The sequence below is a fragment of the Rhodococcus sp. 05-2255-1e genome (assembly GCF_002259025.1).
Classification (GTDB): domain Bacteria; phylum Actinomycetota; class Actinomycetes; order Mycobacteriales; family Mycobacteriaceae; genus Rhodococcoides; species Rhodococcoides fascians.
The window spans coordinates 1-16,642 of the sequence record NZ_NOZE01000006.1 but is presented as its reverse complement, the minus strand read 5'-3'; the positions used below and the strand labels follow the sequence as shown (position 1 = coordinate 16,642).

The 16,642-nt window shown below is 65.3% G+C and carries 17 protein-coding genes and 1 pseudogene; 7 read left to right on the top strand and 11 right to left on the bottom strand.

The annotated features are described in order from the left end of the window. Positions 1 to 35: 35 nt before the first annotated feature. The 4 genes from CH262_RS02500 to CH262_RS02485 form a co-directional block, all read right to left on the bottom strand. Complete coding sequence (locus tag CH262_RS02500; protein WP_032371946.1) at positions 36 to 1,235, bottom strand: NAD(P)-dependent malic enzyme; 1,200 nt, start codon at positions 1,233 to 1,235, stop codon at positions 36 to 38. A gap of 261 nt (positions 1,236 to 1,496) precedes the next feature. Then, complete coding sequence (locus CH262_RS02495; protein WP_051365246.1) at positions 1,497 to 1,790, bottom strand: hypothetical protein; 294 nt, start codon at positions 1,788 to 1,790, stop codon at positions 1,497 to 1,499. Further along, a complete protein-coding gene (locus CH262_RS02490; RefSeq protein WP_027498030.1) occupies positions 1,787 to 2,401 on the bottom strand; it encodes a MarC family protein in 615 nt (204 codons plus the stop codon). The genes CH262_RS02495 and CH262_RS02490 overlap by 4 nt, the downstream gene beginning before the upstream one ends. Next, positions 2,398 to 3,234 (bottom strand): PHP domain-containing protein, encoded by an 837-nt coding sequence (locus tag CH262_RS02485; protein WP_094716792.1) that lies wholly within the window; start codon positions 3,232 to 3,234, stop codon positions 2,398 to 2,400. Before CH262_RS02485 ends, CH262_RS02490 begins: the two co-directional genes overlap by 4 nt. Positions 3,235 to 3,313: 79 nt before the next feature. Here CH262_RS02485 and CH262_RS02480 point away from each other — a divergent pair, with 79 nt between their 5' ends. Further along, positions 3,314 to 4,402, top strand: a complete 1,089-nt coding sequence (locus tag CH262_RS02480; RefSeq protein ID WP_032386320.1) for a magnesium and cobalt transport protein CorA — start codon at positions 3,314 to 3,316, stop codon at positions 4,400 to 4,402. Positions 4,403 to 4,492: 90 nt separating this feature from the next. Here the strand turns inward: CH262_RS02480 and CH262_RS02475 are convergent, their stop codons facing one another. Further along, on the bottom strand, positions 4,493 to 5,086 hold the full coding sequence (locus tag CH262_RS02475) for a suppressor of fused domain protein (protein ID WP_176458017.1): 594 nt from the start codon (positions 5,084 to 5,086) through the stop codon (positions 4,493 to 4,495). 70 nt (positions 5,087 to 5,156) lie between these two features. Here CH262_RS02475 and CH262_RS02470 point away from each other — a divergent pair, with 70 nt between their 5' ends. From CH262_RS02470 to CH262_RS02460, 3 genes are all read left to right on the top strand, one after another. Further along, positions 5,157 to 5,873, top strand: a complete 717-nt coding sequence (locus CH262_RS02470; RefSeq protein WP_027498034.1) for a metallophosphoesterase family protein — start codon at positions 5,157 to 5,159, stop codon at positions 5,871 to 5,873. Continuing rightward, positions 5,863 to 6,726 (top strand): hypothetical protein, encoded by an 864-nt coding sequence (locus CH262_RS02465; protein ID WP_032371672.1) that lies wholly within the window; start codon positions 5,863 to 5,865, stop codon positions 6,724 to 6,726. Before CH262_RS02470 ends, CH262_RS02465 begins: the two co-directional genes overlap by 11 nt. Positions 6,727 to 6,850: 124 nt before the next feature. Then, positions 6,851 to 8,287, top strand: coding sequence for an MFS transporter (locus CH262_RS02460; RefSeq protein ID WP_051365247.1), 1,437 nt, complete (start codon positions 6,851 to 6,853; stop codon positions 8,285 to 8,287). A gap of 67 nt (positions 8,288 to 8,354) precedes the next feature. Here the strand turns inward: CH262_RS02460 and CH262_RS02455 are convergent, their stop codons facing one another. The 6 genes from CH262_RS02455 to CH262_RS02430 all read right to left on the bottom strand — a co-directional run bounded on the left by CH262_RS02455 (position 8,355) and on the right by CH262_RS02430 (position 14,366). Next, positions 8,355 to 9,524: an ABC transporter ATP-binding protein gene (locus tag CH262_RS02455; protein WP_027498036.1), complete on the bottom strand. Its 1,170-nt coding sequence runs from the start codon at positions 9,522 to 9,524 to the stop codon at positions 8,355 to 8,357. A gap of 5 nt (positions 9,525 to 9,529) precedes the next feature. Further along, entirely contained in the window at positions 9,530 to 10,363 is an 834-nt protein-coding gene (locus tag CH262_RS02450; protein WP_027498037.1) for a carbohydrate ABC transporter permease, read from the bottom strand. Continuing rightward, positions 10,363 to 11,307, bottom strand: a complete 945-nt coding sequence (locus CH262_RS02445; protein ID WP_027498038.1) for a carbohydrate ABC transporter permease — start codon at positions 11,305 to 11,307, stop codon at positions 10,363 to 10,365. Before CH262_RS02445 ends, CH262_RS02450 begins: the two co-directional genes overlap by 1 nt. Next, on the bottom strand, positions 11,304 to 12,626 hold the full coding sequence (locus CH262_RS02440; protein ID WP_027498039.1) for an ABC transporter substrate-binding protein: 1,323 nt from the start codon (positions 12,624 to 12,626) through the stop codon (positions 11,304 to 11,306). Before CH262_RS02440 ends, CH262_RS02445 begins: the two co-directional genes overlap by 4 nt. Positions 12,627 to 12,822: 196 nt before the next feature. Then, entirely contained in the window at positions 12,823 to 13,311 is a 489-nt protein-coding gene (locus tag CH262_RS02435) for a general stress protein (protein WP_027498040.1), read from the bottom strand. A 98-nt stretch (positions 13,312 to 13,409) separates the two neighbouring features. After that, positions 13,410 to 14,366, bottom strand: coding sequence for an HpcH/HpaI aldolase/citrate lyase family protein (locus tag CH262_RS02430; protein WP_032386319.1), 957 nt, complete (start codon positions 14,364 to 14,366; stop codon positions 13,410 to 13,412). A 60-nt stretch (positions 14,367 to 14,426) separates the two neighbouring features. Here CH262_RS02430 and CH262_RS02425 point away from each other — a divergent pair, with 60 nt between their 5' ends. The 3 genes and pseudogenes from CH262_RS02425 to CH262_RS02415 all read left to right on the top strand — a co-directional run. Next, positions 14,427 to 15,701, top strand: a complete 1,275-nt coding sequence (locus tag CH262_RS02425) for a magnesium transporter MgtE N-terminal domain-containing protein (protein ID WP_027498042.1) — start codon at positions 14,427 to 14,429, stop codon at positions 15,699 to 15,701. Between the two features lie 20 nt (positions 15,702 to 15,721). After that, positions 15,722 to 16,252 (top strand): DUF1003 domain-containing protein, encoded by a 531-nt coding sequence (locus tag CH262_RS02420; protein ID WP_045840756.1) that lies wholly within the window; start codon positions 15,722 to 15,724, stop codon positions 16,250 to 16,252. Positions 16,253 to 16,425: 173 nt separating this feature from the next. After that, positions 16,426 to 16,642, top strand: a pseudogene (locus CH262_RS02415) (lytic transglycosylase domain-containing protein); the annotation flags it as partial.

The following is a 16,642-nucleotide window of genomic DNA, read 5'->3' as shown; positions in this document are numbered from 1 at the left end:
GATAGGGCGGGGTTCGGGGTGCTTTTTCTGTTTTCCTACGCGACGCCCTCGGCTCGCGCTGCTGCCGCAACTGCGTCCGCAACGGCCGGGGCGACGCGAGGATCGAGTGGGCTCGGGACGATTCTGTCCGCGGCCAACTCGTCGCCGAGAACCGAGAGGATTGCCTCGGCAGCGGCGAGCTTCATGCCTTCGGTGATACGGCGTGCACCGGCGTCGAGCGCGCCCTTGAACACACCGGGGAAGGCCAGAACGTTGTTGATCTGATTGGGGAAATCGCTGCGTCCGGTCGCGACGATGGCCGCGTACTTCCTGGCCACCTCCGGGTGTATCTCCGGATCCGGGTTCGAGAGCGCGAACACGATGGACTCGGGGGCCATCGAGGCGATGACGCTCTCGTCCACCTTGCCTGCGGACAGTCCCAGGAACACGTCGGCTCCGGCCAGAGCATCGCCCGGTCCCCCGCTCAGTCCACGAGGGTTGGTCCGTGCGGCGAGGTCGGCCTTGACGCCGGCAAGGTCACCGCGATCGGCCGAGACGACGCCTTTGGAATCGAGGACCACGACGTCGGAGATGCCGGCGGCGAGCAACATGTTCGCGCACGCAACGCCTGCAGCGCCTGCACCCGAGACGACCACTCGAAGCCCGGCCAGTTCCCGGCCCTGTACCCGTGCGGCACCCGTCAGCGCCGCAAGGACGACGATGGCCGTGCCGTGTTGGTCGTCGTGCATCACGGGGCAGTCCAGTGCCTCGACGACGCGTCGTTCCACCTCGAAACACCGCGGGGCGGAGATGTCTTCGAGGTTGACGGCTCCGAAACTGTGCCGCATCCGCACGATCGTCTCGACGATCTCGTCGACATCGTGGGTATCGAGCACGATCGGGATGGAATCGAGGCCGGCGAACTTCTTGAACAGCGCCGCCTTGCCCTCCATCACCGGCAACGACGCGCGAGGACCGATGTCGCCGAGGCCGAGCACCGCGGAACCGTCGGAGATGACGGCGACCAGTCGGTCGGTCCAGGTGTAGCGCTTGGCCAGTGCCGGGTCGGCGGCGATGGCACGGCTGACCTGGGCGACCCCCGGGGTGTAGGCGATCGAGAGATCGCGCTGGGTCTCGAGCGGCGCGGCCAACTGGACCGAAAGCTTGCCGCCGAGATGCCCGGCGAAGATCTCGTCGTCGGTGATCGCGGCCGCAACTGCCGATGGTGTTCCTGTGGTGTCTTCGACTGCCGTCACGGTGAAAGCTCCTCGCACTGTCGGCCTCGACGAGGCAACTCGTGTCTACGAAGTGATTGATGCTCGAAAGGGTCGCGGGCTACCGGAGGGCGCCAGTACTGGCTGCCGACTGCCGAAAGCGTGTCTCGCACGTGCGGCGGGTGTGCCTGCACAGTCAACGATGGGCTGTAGCCGCATCGCTGCAACGGCCCAAGTGTGCCATACCGGCGACCGACCTGACCACAGAGTCAGAAACCAGCGTGAACTACTGCCACCACTGCCCTACTGCCACCATTGGGTCCACAGGACGAGACCGGTGACCACGAAGACCACGATCGCTCCGAGGAAGGCGGTGAATCCGCGTCGGTGATCGGCAATGCGCTGCGCTGCGATGGCGACGACAGCGGCAACGATGTGCACGGTGACCGACAGCGCGCCCGGTCCCGGGTAGCCGCGGGACTGACCGAGATATTGGGTGACGCCGACGCCGATCGCCAGCACCACGAGTCCGGCGGTGACGATGCCGCTGAGCCCGCGCAGGAAGCGCAGTCCGGCGCCCGCTCCGGCCCCGCTCATGCTCCGGCCACGAATCCGCGGACGGAATCCGCGATCAACTGCACCGCGATAGCGGCGAGCAACAGGCCTGCGATACGTGCCAGCAGCGAAATGCCGCCTTCGCCGAGCAGCCGGATGAGGACGGTGGAGAATCGTAGAATCACGAAGAACAGGACGTGAATCGTGATGATGCCCAAGGCAATTGCGAGCAACGAGCTCGCGTTGCCGTCGGCCTGACTGACGTAGACGATCACCGCGGCGATGGCTCCGGGGCCCGCCATCAACGGCGTTCCCAGCGGGACGAGTGCGACGTTGACGTCCTCGGCCGCCGCGTCGCCGCCCGCGCCCTTACCGGTGAGCAACGACAACGCGATGAGCAGGAGCAGAAGTCCACCCGCGCCCTGCAGTGCCGGAATGCCGATGTGCAGGTAGCTCAGAATGGCCTGGCCGCCGATCGCGAACACCGAGATGACGGTGAGCGAGACTGCGGGTGCCTGCCATGCGGCCTTGTTGCGCACTTCCTTGCTCTTGCGTCCCACCAGGGACAGGAACACCGGAATCGCGCCCGGTGGATCCATGATCACGAACAGCGTGATCAGAACCGTCAGGTACAGCGTCACGTCGAAGTTCATGAGCGGGCCGCCGCGACCAGTCGGTCGTACTGCTCCGGGTCGGTGGTGTACTCGCCCAGCTTCACGGTCTTGTTGGTGCCGTGATAGTCCGAGGACCCGGTGACGATGAGGTCCAACTCCGCGGCCAACTCGGCCATCACCACGGTGTCCTCCGGCGAGTGGTCCATGTGGTGGACTTCCACACCGCCGAGCCCGAGCGGGGTTAGTTCTCGGATGTGGTCCAGATCCAGGATGCGTCCGCGCTTGCGGGCCCGGGCATGCGCGAGCACGCTGACGCCGCCTGCGGCGGCGATCATCTCGACGGCGACGTCGAGTGGAGTGTCGACCTTGCCCACGTAATACTTGCCACCCGTTGCCAGCGGACCGGCGAACGCCGCGTCCATGTCCGAGACGTAGCCGGCCTCGATCAGAGCCTGGCCCAGATGGGGACGACCGGCGGCCTCCCCGGCCGAGGCGAGAACCGCGTCGGGATCGATGGGTAGGCCGTCCGCGGCCATGTTCTCGGCGATGGCCCGCAGCCGGGTCACCCGCTCACCGCGCAGTCGTGCACGCTCGGCGGCGAATGCCTCGTTCTCGGGGTCGAACAGGTACGCCAGCAGGTGCACCGGGACGGGCGTGCCGTCCTCCCCACGACCGGTGCACGACAGTTCCATGCCGCGCACGAGCGTCAGGCCGGCGGGCGATGCGGCAGCGGCCTCGTCCCATCCCGCCGTGGTGTCGTGATCGGTGAGCGCCACCACCGACAGGCCCGCTGCCGACGCAGCGCGAACCAGCTCGGCCGGGCTGTCGGTACCGTCGGACGCTGTCGAGTGGGTGTGGAGATCGATGAGCACCAGAACAGTGTCCCAGGCGTACCGCCGTGATGTTCCGGGCCCACTGTTCTGTCGTTTTCCTGGCGTACGATTGCCCGCCATGCCGTCCCTTCCACCGCGTCCCTCACTGCCCTCGCTGCACCGACGAGGAAACAAGGCCGTTCCCGATTCGAGTCCACGAATACCGGTGCCGACGGCGCGCGCCATCGTCGACTGCGCTGTCTACGTCGACGGCTCCCGGCTACCCGGCCGGTTCACTCACACTTCCGCGATCGCCGAAGTACGAGCCCGCGGCGAGGGGTTCGTCTGGGTGGGCCTGCATGCGCCGGACGACCGTCAGATGAACGCGATCGCTCAGTGTTACGACCTGCACGAGTTGATGGTCGAGGACACCGTGCACGCGCATCAGCGGCCCAAGCTGGAGCGATACGACGACGTCGCATTCCTCGTCCTGCGCACAGTCAAGTACGTCGAACACGAGTCGGTGACGACGGCGAACGAGATCGTCGAGAGCGGCGAGATCATGGTGATGGTCGGTCGAGATTTCGTCATCACCGTCCGACACGGCGAACACTCCGGATTGGCCGGCGTGCGCCAGCGACTCGAGGACAATCCGGAACAGCTCGCGCTCGGCCCGTCGGCGGTGCTGCACGCGGTGGCCGACCACGTCGTCGACGAGTACCTGGCCGTCACCGACTCGATCGAGAGGGACGTCGACGGCATGGAGGAGGAGGTGTTCTCTCCGCATCACCACGTGCCGATCGAGAACATCTATCTGCTCAAGCGGGAGGTCGTGGAACTGCGCCGGTCGGTGACTCCGTTGTCGACGCCTCTCGCACGGCTGGTCCAGGAGCCCAGTGTTCCGAAGTCCGTCCGGCGGTACCTGCGCGACGTGCAGGACCATCACACCACTGTCGCCGAACGTATCTCCGAATACGACGAGGTGCTCAGCTCACTCGTCGACGCGGCCCTGGCTCGGGTGACGATGCAGCAGAACCTGGACATGCGCAAGATCTCGTCCTGGGTGGCGATCGCGGCGGTGCCGACCATGGTGGCAGGCATCTACGGCATGAACTTCGACAACATGCCCGAACTGCACTGGACCTACGGCTATCACGCAATCGTCGCGATCGTCGCCTGCGTGTGCGTCGGTCTGTGGCGAACGTTCCACAAGAACAACTGGCTGTAGATCCCGCGCCTGAGATCTAGAGCCAGGGACGACCTCCGACAGAAGCGGGTAGCCCCCGGAAGTCGACACCCTGTGCGCAGGAGCGCCCGATCAGAGGCTGGCTGCGGACCGGTTGGGGTCTCGAACGTCGATCCCCGCTTCCTTCCAGGCCTCGCGCAACGCGTCCGCCCCGCGCAACCGCACCCAGGCGGCCTCGGTTCCGGTCAACGGCACCGCGGCGAAAAAATGAACCGGATCGAAAGGCTCCGGCAGCGGCAGGTCCGCGATGTCGCTCGGCCCGAGCAGCACGGCCGTGAACGGCGCGTTGGTCCACAGCGGCTCACCGAGATCGAGCAGGGCGTCCTCCACCAGCACGACGCCCTCCACTGCGGGCGAGGCCGCGAGCACGGCCAAGCTCTTGTGGACGCCCGACGCCACGCCTGCGCCACCGCGAAGGGTCAGTACCAGTTCGGCGCGAGGGCCACGGGACGGATCGGCGACCATGTCGTTCGGGTCTGCCATGGGATGACGCGAGCAGCCGAGGCTGACGTACCGCACCACCTCGGAGTCCGCTCCGAATCGCAGCACGTCCAGTGACTCCAGGCCGAGGAACGTCACGGACGCGGACGACGGGTTGTCGTCGCCGATCTCGGTCAGCAGATGTGCGCGTACCGCGGTAATGACACTCTCGCTCACGAGACCCATCCAACACCACCGGTGCCCGAGAAGTCCGTTCGGAGGTGCCACCGCGGACGAGGTGGGTACCGTCGTACCCGTGGTATCCGTTCTCGCTGTGTCCGACGAAACGATCGAATCTCTGTGGAGTCCGCAGGTGAAGTCGCTCGGCGTCGATCTGATTCTCGGCGCGGGTGACCTTCCGTTCGATTACCTCGAGTACCTGACCGATGCGTTGAACGCTCCGTGCGTGTTCGTGCCCGGCAATCACGACGCGGACCTGACGGGTTATTCGGCCGGGAAGGCCGGCTGGATGCGCGCCGGGCTGCCTGCCACCTGGCCGGGGCCGGTGGGTGCGATCAACGTCGACCGGCGGATCGTGTCCGCTGCCGGTCTGCGTATCGCCGGTCTCGGCGGGTCGATCCGCTACAACGGCGGCCCCAATCAATGGACGCAACGTCAGCAGCGCAGACGCTCACGCACCCTCACTCGAACATTCGCGTGGAATCGCAACGTCCGCAAGGACGTACGGCCGGTGGACATTCTGCTCACTCACAGCCCACCCCTCGGAGTCGGCGACGACACCGACCCGGCACACGTCGGCTTCGACTGCCTGGACGAGGTGACGCGTCGACTCTCCCCACAGTTGTTGTTGCACGGCCACATTCATCCACACGGCCACACCCCGGACGATCTGGCCCTGCACGGGGCGGCGGTGATCAACACCGTCGGATACACCCTGCTCGACGTCGAACCGGGTGGGCAGCGACAGCACGTCGAAGCACCGAGGATCGTGAGGCGCAGACATGGCACGTGACACCGGATTTCCGGCCGCCGACGCGGAGAACGACTTCACCCGCCAGCGTCGACGCGCCGACGTGGCGAGACTCGTCGGGTGGCTGCGGCGTCAACCCGACGACGTCAACACCATCCTGCCGTTCGACGAGGTGGTCGCTGCCCTCGGCAAGGTCGGGGAACGGCACCTGGGTCTGCAGGTCATTCGCGTCGAGACCATCGTCGGCAGCGTCGACCGCACCCGGGACTTCGACAGATTCTTCAGGCCGACCTCGGCGCGGATCAGGGAACGCTGGCAGCGGTTGGCGGCGGCGCAGCGCCGCGGTGAAGCGATGCCGCCGATCCAGGTGTATCGCATCGGCGGCATGCACTTCGTCGTCGACGGGCATCATCGGGTGTCGATTGCGTTCGCGATGCATCGCACGACGATCGACGCCGTCGTCACCGAGATCATCACGCGTATCTCCCCCGAGGGCATCACCCGGCGCGGCGATCTGTTGATCAAGGATCATCGCCGCATCTTCCTGAGTCGGGTGCCCCTGGTGGGACGCGCGCGCGAGGCGGTACAGGTCACCGACCCGTTCGATTACGCGCAACTGAGCGAGTCGGTGGAGGCCTGGGGATTTCGGCTGATGCAGGAACTCGGGGAGTTCGTCGACCGCGGAACGGTCGCGCGACGTTGGTTCGGTGAGGAGTACCTGCCGGTGGTCCGCATGGTCCGGGCGGCCGAGATTCTCGAAGACCGCACCGATGCCGAGGCCTATCTGTGGATGAGCCGTGAGCGCTATCGGTTGGTGCGCGAGCACGTCTGGAACGACGAGATCGTCAGTGAACTCCGGCAGAAGGCCCTGGGGAAGCCCAACCGGGCCCAGTAGCTCATCCGAGGCACCTCGGCTCACACCGGGGAAACCGGTACCCGATAATTAATTAGATGCGTTCAACATTTTAGTTCGATCGGTTCGTATTTTCGGTTGTCATAGGTAACGAGGTAGCTCTTCCATGTCCACCCGCCGCACACTGCTGCCAGGACTCTGTTTCATCGTCATGACCCTCGCCGTCCTGCAGACGATGGTCGTTCCCATCGTGGGCACCATCGGCACCCAACTGGGCGTCAGCACCACCGCTGCCGGGTGGGTGCTGACGGCGAACCTGTTGGCCGCGGTCATCGCCACCCCCGTCATCGGCCGACTCGCCGACCTGCACGGCAAACGCCCCGTGCTCATCGGCGTCCTGACCGTCGTGCTGGCCGGGTCGCTGCTGGCAGCGTTGACCGATTCACTGACCTGGCTGCTGGTCGGCCGCATTCTGCAGGGCGTCTCGTACGCCCTGTTCCCCATCGCCCTGGCGGTGTTGCGCGACGAGATGCCACCGCGCGCACTCGTCGGCTCGATGTCGATCCTGTCCGGCACTCTCGGCGTGGGCGGCGGATTCGGATTGGTGCTGACGGGGCTGCTCACGGCCAACGGCGCCGACTACCACCGCGTCTTCTGGCTCACCGTCGCCATCGTCGTGGTTGCACTCGGCATCGCGTGGTTCGGTGTCCCGGCCCGACCGCGTAGCGGCAGCGGGTCGGTCGACTGGTGGGGTGCCGTGCTGCTGGCGGGCACACTCCTGCTGTTGTTCCTGGCCCTCACCCAGGGCCGCACGTGGGGCTGGGGTTCGGTGGCCACCATCGGATGCGCTGTCGCGGGCGTGCTGCTGGGAACCGTCTGGTGGATCTTCGAGAAACGCATCGATGCCCCGCTCGTCGCACCCCGCATGCTCACTCACGGGCCACTGCTTGCCACCAACGTCGCCACCCTGTTCGTCGGCGTCGGAATGTTCGCCAACTTCCTGGCCTGCTCCTACTTCGTACAGACCCCACGTGCCGTCGCCGGCTACGGATTCACCGCCAACGTTCTCGAAGCGAGTGTCGTGTACCTGCTACCCGGTGCAGCGGTAGGAGTGGTGGCCGCGGTGATCAGCGGTCGCCTCATCGGATCGTTCGGGCCGCGCCGAGTTCTCGTCGGCGGCGCGGTGATCGGCGTTCTCGGATTTGCGTTCGTCGCGGTGGCCCACGATCACACCTGGCAGCTCATCACCGCGGGCATCGTCATCAACACGTTCGTCAGCCTCGCGTTCGCGGCCCTGCCCAACCTGCTCATGGCCGAGGTCAGCGCAGCGGACACCGGCGTGGCCAACAGCGTCAACTCGATCGTGCGCACTGTCGGCACGTCGATCGCGAGTGCGTCATTGTCCACCGTGCTGGCGATGTTCACCATCGACGGCACAAACGTGGCCCGCGAGAGCGCGTACACCGCAGCCTTTGTCGCCGGTGCCGTGGCCTGCGCCGTCGTCGCCGCGGCAGCCCTGGCCATCAGAAGCACCCCGGCAGCGCGGCAATCGGTGCGGGTTGCCGAGTCCGAACCGAACACCACGTCGAACGTGCCACTGTAGAGACTGCGGCATGTGAGTGGAACTTCGTAGTGGGCTACGAAGTTCCGCTCACATGCGGCGCAGCCGCTCAGATTGTCAGGTTCGCACCCGACGCCTGGTCGAACACCGAGATCTTGCCCGGGTCGAACCACAGTTCCACCTGACCACCCTCGGCGGCCTTGGATTCGGCTGCCAGACGCGCAACCACCTGTGCGCCACCGAGATCGGCGATACCGGCATCGGCGGCCAGCTCCTGGAGTTCGCTGGACTCGACCTTGGCACCCTTCAGCGTGAAGTAGACGTACTTGTCGCTGCCCATGGACTCGAGCACGTCCACGGTTGCGGTGAAGGTCGCGCCGCTCATCTTCTGGTAGCCGTCGATCAGTGCCGCGTCCTCGAAGTGCTCGGGACGGATACCGACGACCACCTCGCGGCCCGGGTTCTTGGCCTTGATCGCGTCCATTCGCTCGAGCGGGATCTCGATGTCGCCGAGGGCCGTGGACACTCCGTTCGAGGTGAGCTGTCCCGGAACGAAATTCATCGAGGGCGATCCGATGAAGCCGCCCACGAACAGGTTTCGCGGCTTGTCGTAGAGCTCCTGCGGAGAACCGATCTGCTGCACCAGCCCGCCGCGCAACACCACAACGCGGTCGCCGAGGGTCATGGCCTCGGTCTGATCGTGCGTGACGTAGACGGTGGTGGTGCCCAGGCGCTTCTGCAGCCGCGAGATCTCGGCGCGCGTCTGGACTCGCAGCTTGGCGTCGAGGTTGGACAGCGGCTCGTCCATCAGGAAGGCCTTGGGGGTGCGAACGATGGCGCGCCCCATGGCAACTCGCTGTCGCTGACCACCGGAGAGGTTGGCGGGCTTCCGGTCGAGGTGCTGACTGAGATCGAGGATCTTGGCAGCCTCTTCGACCTTGTCGTTGATCTCGGTCTTCGAGAGCTTGGCGAGCGTCAGCGGGAAGGCGATGTTCTGCCGGACCGTCATGTGTGGGTAGAGCGCGTAGGACTGGAACACCATCGCGATGTCGCGATCCTTCGGTGCCTTCTCGTTGACGCGCTCCCCCGCGATCCGCAGCTCACCGGACGAGATGTCCTCCAGCCCGGCGATCATGTTGAGCGTGGTGGACTTTCCGCAGCCGGACGGTCCGACGAGGATGATGAACTCGCCGTCGGCGATGGTGATGTCGACGTCGCTGACGGCAGCGGCGCCGTCCGGGTAGAGCTTGGTGACTTTGTCGAGAACGATTTCGGCCATGACGGTTATCCCTTCACTGCGCCGGACGTCAAGCCCGCCACGATACGTCGTTGGAAGAAGAGCACGAAAATGATGATCGGGATCGTGATGACGACGGCGGCTGCCGCGATCGATCCCGTGGGCTCCTCGAACTGAGAGCTACCGGTGAACTGCGAGATGGCCGCCGGGACGGTGACCGAACGTTCCGTCGCCGTCAGCGAGATGGCGAGCAGGAGGTCGTTCCAGGCGAAGATGAACACCAGGATCGACGCGGTGACGATGCCGGGTGCCGCCAGCGGGGCGATGACCTTGCGGAAAGCCTGTGCGGGCGTTGCTCCGTCCATCTTCGCCGCCTTTTCGAGCTCCCACGGGATCTCGCGGAAGAATGCGGAGAGGGTGTAGATCGCCAACGGCAACGCGAAGGTGATGTACGGGATGATCAGACCCGGCCAGGTGTCGAACAGACCGAGCGAGCGCGAGATGTCGAACAACGGTGTCACCAGCGAGATCTGGGGGAACATCGCGATCAGCAGAGCCGCACCGACCAGGAGCTTCTTGCCCGGAAAGTCCAGCCGGGCAACGGCATACGCGGCCATGGTGCCGATCACGACGGCGATCACCGTGGTGATCAACCCGATTCCGATGGAGTTCACCAGCGCCGAGGTGAACTGGTTGGTGGAGAAGATGCCCTTGTAGTTCTCCAGAGTGAACGACTGCGGGATGAACTTTCCGTCGGCGATCGTGGCCGTCGATTTGAACGACAGGCTGATGATCCACGCCAACGGAACGAGCGCGTAGAGGAGGACGAGGACGTTGACGACCGTCCAACCGACCTTCTTGCGAGGCGTAACAGTGGTCATTACTTGCGGCCTCCGTCGTCGGATCCCGGTGCCGAGGCACCGAACAACTTGATGAACACGAACGCGATGATCGCGACGCAGAAGAAGATCAGGATGCTGATCGCCGACCCGAGTCCGAGGTTGAACGCGCCGAACAGGTTGTTGTAACCGAGAATCGACACCGATCCTGTCTCGTTGCTCCCTCGGGTGAGGACGTAGATGTTGTCGAAGATGCGGAACGCGTCGAGCGTGCGGAAGAGCACCGCGACGAGAATTGCCGGCTTCATCAACGGAATGGTGATCCGCATCAGCCGCGTCCAACCACCCGCTCCGTCCACCTCGGCGGCCTTGAGCAGATCGTCGGGCACCAGAGCCAGGCCTGCCAGCAGCAGCAGAGCCATGAACGGGGTCGTCTTCCACACCTCGGCCAGAACCACGATCGCGAGCGACGGGAACTGCTCGGTCAGTGGCGCGCTGCCGTCGGGCAACAGGTTGGCGAGATAACCGGTGCCCGGGGTCCAGGCGTAGTACCAGCTGTACGCGGCGGCGACGGTCACGATGCCGTACGGAATGAGCACCACGGTGCGGACGAGTCCGCGGCCGAAGATGGTGCGGTGCATGACCAGAGCCACTGCCAGACCGAGGATGAACTCGATGATCACCGAGATGATCGTGATGCCGGCGGTGACGCCGAATGCCGTCCACCAGTAGCCGTCGGACAGCACGGTCACGTAGTTGGAGATGCCGACGAATTGGCGATCCTCGGGGAACGCGAGGTTGTACTTCTGCAGGCTGAGCCAGAAGGCGTACACGATCGGGTAGCCGGTGACCGCGAGCATCAGGATCGCCGCGGGTGCGACGAGGAGCAATCCCAGGCGTCGTTCGGCTTTCTTACCGTCGGAGATGTTCTTCAGAGCCGCCTGCCGATCGGCGGGCTGCGGCTGCGATTCGGTGGGATCGCTCATGGAATCAACCCTTCGGAATTGACGGCCTTGCTGACCAGTTCTGCGAGCTTGTCCACGTCGGCAACCGGATCGATGTTCTGCGGCGGGTTGAGGGCATCGGTCAACAGAATCGAAATGCTCTGGTAGGCAGGCGAAACGGGCCGCACTGCCGCGGACTCGATGGAACCGAGCACCCCTTCCCATGCGGGATAGACGGCCTGGAACTCCGGATCGGAGTACAGCGACTTCAGCACCGGGGGCACGCCGCCGTTGACGGCGTTGTTGCGCTGATTCTCCTGGTTGGTGAGGCACTCGACGGCTTCCCAGGCGAGGTCCTCGTGCTGAGTGGTCTTCGCGACGCCGATGTTGAAGCCGCCGATGGTGACCTTGGCGGGCTCCCCCGCGTTCACCTCGGGGTACGGAGCACTGCGGAAGACCTCGGCGATGCGTGCATCCTGCTGATCGGCAGGCACATTCGCCAGATCGAGGAACGACACTGCCCCGGCGACGGCGTTCTCCTTCAGGCCGGGAAGCACGAACGGGTAGTTGACCTGGAAGGCCATCCGCCCCGACTCCATCCCGAGTCGAGCTGTCGCCTCGTCGCTCTGCGAGACCGATGGATCGCGGCCGTCGGCCGTGGCCACCCGCTTGATGATCTCGAGGGCCTTCTCGGTGGCGGCGCGGTGCTCGGGAGTGTCGTTGAGGGTCACCGTCGTTCCGTCTTCGGCGACCACCGACCCACCTGCGCTCTCGAGCAGCGAGTTGAACCAGACCATGAAGCCCTCGTACTGCTTGGCCTGCACACCGATCTGAGCGGGCTTACCGGCGGCCGCGTTGGCCTCGGCCACGTCGATCAGCTGATCCCACGTCTGCGGCGGGGTGCCGCCCGGCACCTCGTCGGGCCGGTACCAGAGCAACTGGGTGTTGGAGTTGAGCGGAACGGCGTAGAGCTGGTCCTGCCATTCCGCGGTGGCGAGCGGACCTTCCAGGGTGGACCCGTCGCGCAGCTTCGCCGAGAGGTCGTCCGGGACGGGCAATGCCCATCCGGCCTCGGCGAATTCGGCGGTCCAGACGACGTCGAGCGTCATCAGATCCAACGTCTTGTCGTTTCCGGCGAGACGCCTCGCGAGCTGCAGGCGCTGATCGTTGGCACTCTTGGGCAGTGTCCGCTGCTCCACTCGATACCGGCCGTTGGAGGCGTCCGAACACACCTGTGCCGCAGCGGCGTACTGCTCTGCGCCGTCTGCGGCAGTGTAGAAACTCAGAACCGGAACCGAACTGTCCGACGAACCACACGCTGCGAGCAACGGACTCGTCACCAGAGCCGCTGCCGCCAACACCCCTATCCTCGTTGCTTTTCCACGCCTACGACCACGATGTCTCGGCACTGTCCCGCCTCCGTACGTTCGGTTACTCGCGCAGCCCTTGTGTCGGCACTGCCGTGCACGAGAGAAACGTAACCGAACTCACTGGCCTCGAGGGCGATTTGGGGCTATTCCGTTACCTGTCGGTTGCCTGGTCGTCCAACCGGTGTGATCAAATCGACAGTTTGGCGAGCAGGTCGCGTGCTTTCTCCGCTGTCCGGGGCTCGCAGATGACGTCGTAGCGTCCGGCGACCAACTGCATGCTCGACGCGAAATCTCGTTGTCCCTTGGTCGCGGCATACGGAATGGATGCCGAGATCAGGCCGAAGATGATGCCGCCGCCGACGCCGATGAGCAACGCGCCGAAGATGTTCTCGCTGAAGATACCGAGGACGAGACCGAGGAACACACCCAGCCATGCGCCCGAAACGATCCCTCCACCAATGACTTTGGGCCAGGTGAGCCGGCCGAGAACACGTTCGACCTGCATCAGATCGACGCCGACGATAGTGACGTCCTGTACCGAGAATTCCTCATCGGAGAGGAAGTCGACGGCGCGCTGCGCCTCGGCATAGGTGGGGTAGGAACCGATGGGCCAACCGGACGGCGGCGTCGGCAATCCTTGCCCTGGGCGGCCCGGCTGCGAGAGGGGATTGGTCATGACTCCATTGTGCCCCGAAACGGACTTTTCTGGTCGCTTCTGCAGGCTCCGCTCCGGCACCGTCACACCCATTGTTCTGTCCGCGAACACGGCGTGGATCAGGAGGTGGGCGGCTCGAACGTCGTCGTGCGTGTCAGACCGGCCGCGCGGCCCTTCGCCGAGACGACCAGCGCCATCTTGCGACTCGCCTCGTCGATCATCTCGTCGCCGAGCATCACCGCACCGCGAGCGCCACCCGCCGCCGAGGTATGGAACTCGTAGGCGTCGAGAATCAGCTCGGCCTTGTCGTAATCGTCCTGTAGTGGCGCGAAGATCTCGTTGGCCGCCTCGATCTGCGTCGGGTGCAGCACCCACTTGCCGTCGAACCCGAGGGCGGCCGTCCGTCCCGCGGCCCGGCGAAACGCGTCGAGATCACGAATCTGCAGGTACGGGCCGTCGATTGCCTGCAATCCGTGCGTCCGAGCCGCCAGCAGGATCGTCATCAGAATGTGGTGATAGGCGTCGCCGGTGTCGTATCCCACCGGCTGTTCCCCAACGATGAGGGTGCGCATGTTGACGCTCGCCATCAGGTCGGCCGGCCCGAACACCAACGTCTGCACCCGGGGGCTCGCGGTCGCGATCTCGTCGATGTTGCGCAGGCTGCGCGCGCTCTCGATCTGCGGCTCGATGCCGATGGCCCCGAGGTCGAGACCGTGCTCCTTCTCGAGCTGAGTGAGCAACAGATCCAACGCCTGTACGTGCGCCGCGCACTCGACCTTCGGCAACAGGATGGCGTCGAGATTTCCACCCGCCCCGGACACGACGTCGATGACGTCGCCGTACGTCCACTGCGTCGTCCAGTCGTTCACGCGCACGACCTTGAGCTGATCGCCCCAACCGTCGGAGTTCAACGCGTCGACGATGCGTGCGCGGGCCTCGACCTTGGCGATCGGCGCGACGGCATCTTCGAGATCGAGGAAGATCGCGTCGGCAGGCAGGCCCTTGGCCTTGGCGATCATCTTGTCCGAACTGCCCGGAACGGCCAGTACCGATCGACGCAATCCCGAAGCACCCATCGAAAGCACTACCCCTGTCTGATTCACCCGCTGTATTGCCCTGCCTCTAACCTTGCCATCATGGCAGCACTGAGCAAGGTATTCGCGGCCAGGCTCGCCGGCCTCGGCGTCCTGGGCCCCGACGGCGAATCGATCGGGCGAGTGCGCGACGTGGTGGTCTCCATGCGCGTGGGCAGGGCACAGCCGCGAGTCCTCGGACTCGTGGTCGAATTGGCAACGCGCCGAAGAATTTTCGTCCCGATGCTGCGAGTGACCAGCATCGAGCCCAACTCCGTTCAGCTCACCACCGGAAACGTCAGTCTGCGCCGATTCACTCAGCGCGCGAACGAGATTCTGGTGTTCGCGCAGATCCTCGACTCCAAGGTGCGCGTCGACGATCCCGAGCTCGACGAATTGCACGACACCGATTCCGTCGTCGTCGATCTCGGCATCGAGCTCACCCGAACTCGAGACTGGAAGGTCGCACGCGTGGCGGTGCGTAAGCAGCGCCAACGCCTTGCGCGACGCGGTGCCATCCATGTCGTCGACTGGCAGCACGTGCAGGGACTGACGCAGAACGAACTGTCGATGCCCGACCAGGGTGTGGCGCAGCTGTTGATGCAGTTCGAGGATCTACGTGCGGCAGATGTCGCGAATGCCATGCGCGAGCTCCCCGTCAAACGCCGCATGGAGGTGGCGCGGGCATTGGACGACGAGCGACTCGCCGACGTCGTCCAGGAATTGCCCGACGACGATCAGGTGGAGCTGATGCACTACCTCGGAGTCGACCGTGGTGCCGACGTGCTCGAGGCCATGGACCCCGACGACGCTGCCGACCTCCTCGGCGAGCTGCCCGAGACCGAAGCGGAATCGCTTCTGCGACTGATGGATCCAGAGGACTCGGCGCCGGTCCGCCGCCTGCTCGAACACTCCCCCGACACCGCCGGCGGTCTGATGACGCCCGAGCCCGTGATCCTCACCGCGTCGACGACGGTGGCCGAGGCCCTCGCTCGGGTACGCAACCCCGACCTGACGCCTGCGCTGGCCTCACTGGTGTTCGTGGTGCGGCCGCCGACCGCAACACCGACCGGCCCATATCTGGGCTGTGTTCACCTGCAGCAACTGTTGCGAGAACCCCCGGCGAGTCTGGTGGGCGGAGTCGTGGACAGCGCACTCCCGCGGCTGTCCCCCGAGGACAGCCTGACCGCGGTGACGCGGTACTTCGCGACGTACAACCTCGTCTGCGGCCCGGTGGTCGACGACGAGGATCACCTGGTCGGGGCCGTGACCGTGGACGACGTCCTCGATCACCTGCTGCCCGAGGACTGGCGAGATCAGGAAGTGGCCGGACAGTGAAAGAAACAGCACGCCAAAGAATGGACACGCCGCGCGGTTCGCGGCTGTTCAACGTCAACTTCGACTTCGATCTCGGCAAGTCGGGTGAGAAAGCCGCCAGGTTCTTGGGCACCGGACGCTATCTGGCGATTCAGACCGGCATCGTCATCGTCTGGATCTTCCTCAACGTCGTGGCCGTCAATCTGCAGTGGGACCCGTATCCCTTCATCCTTCTCAACCTCGCCTTCTCGACGCAGGCCGCGTACGCCGCGCCGTTGATCCTGCTCGCCCAGAATCGGCAGGACGATCGCGACCGCGTCTCTCTCGAAGAGGATCGGTCGCGGGCTCAGCAGACCAAGGCCGACACCGAGTTCCTCGCGCGGGAGCTCGCAGCTCTGCGTATCGCCGTCGGTGAAGTCGCCACCCGTGACTATCTGCGCCGCGAACTCGACGACATCAGGGCGTTGCTGGAACAAGCGACGGGTCAACCCGCCAACGCACCGAAGAAGGCGCGCAAGAAAGCAGCCGCACGCCTGGCCGACGACGCGTCGGGCGAGACCGACCCGCAATAGACCGCGCACCGCTCCGCGCCTGGTAACGGCCCGATAACGGAACAGTCTCGAATCAGGTACCCTCGATCCCGGTCATCAGGTCGGGCCCCGGAGAACATCCGGGGAAATCAGGAGGTACAGCGCGCGTGGGTCGTCACAGAAAAGCATCGAATTCCAAGGTTCGACGGAACTCGGTGATTGCTCTGGCAGGCCTCGTCCCCGCAGGACTCGTCACGGCCGCGACCAGCGCCGGAGCCACCGAATACATCCCGTTCGTCACCGCCAAGACGGCCCCGGCCGCACAGGAATCGAACTCCGTGGTCGAGACCCCGCAGGCGATCGCCCAGGACCAGCAGGCGCAACCGGTGGCTCAGGCCGAGCTGCCGACACCCGCCCCGGTCCCCGCGCCCG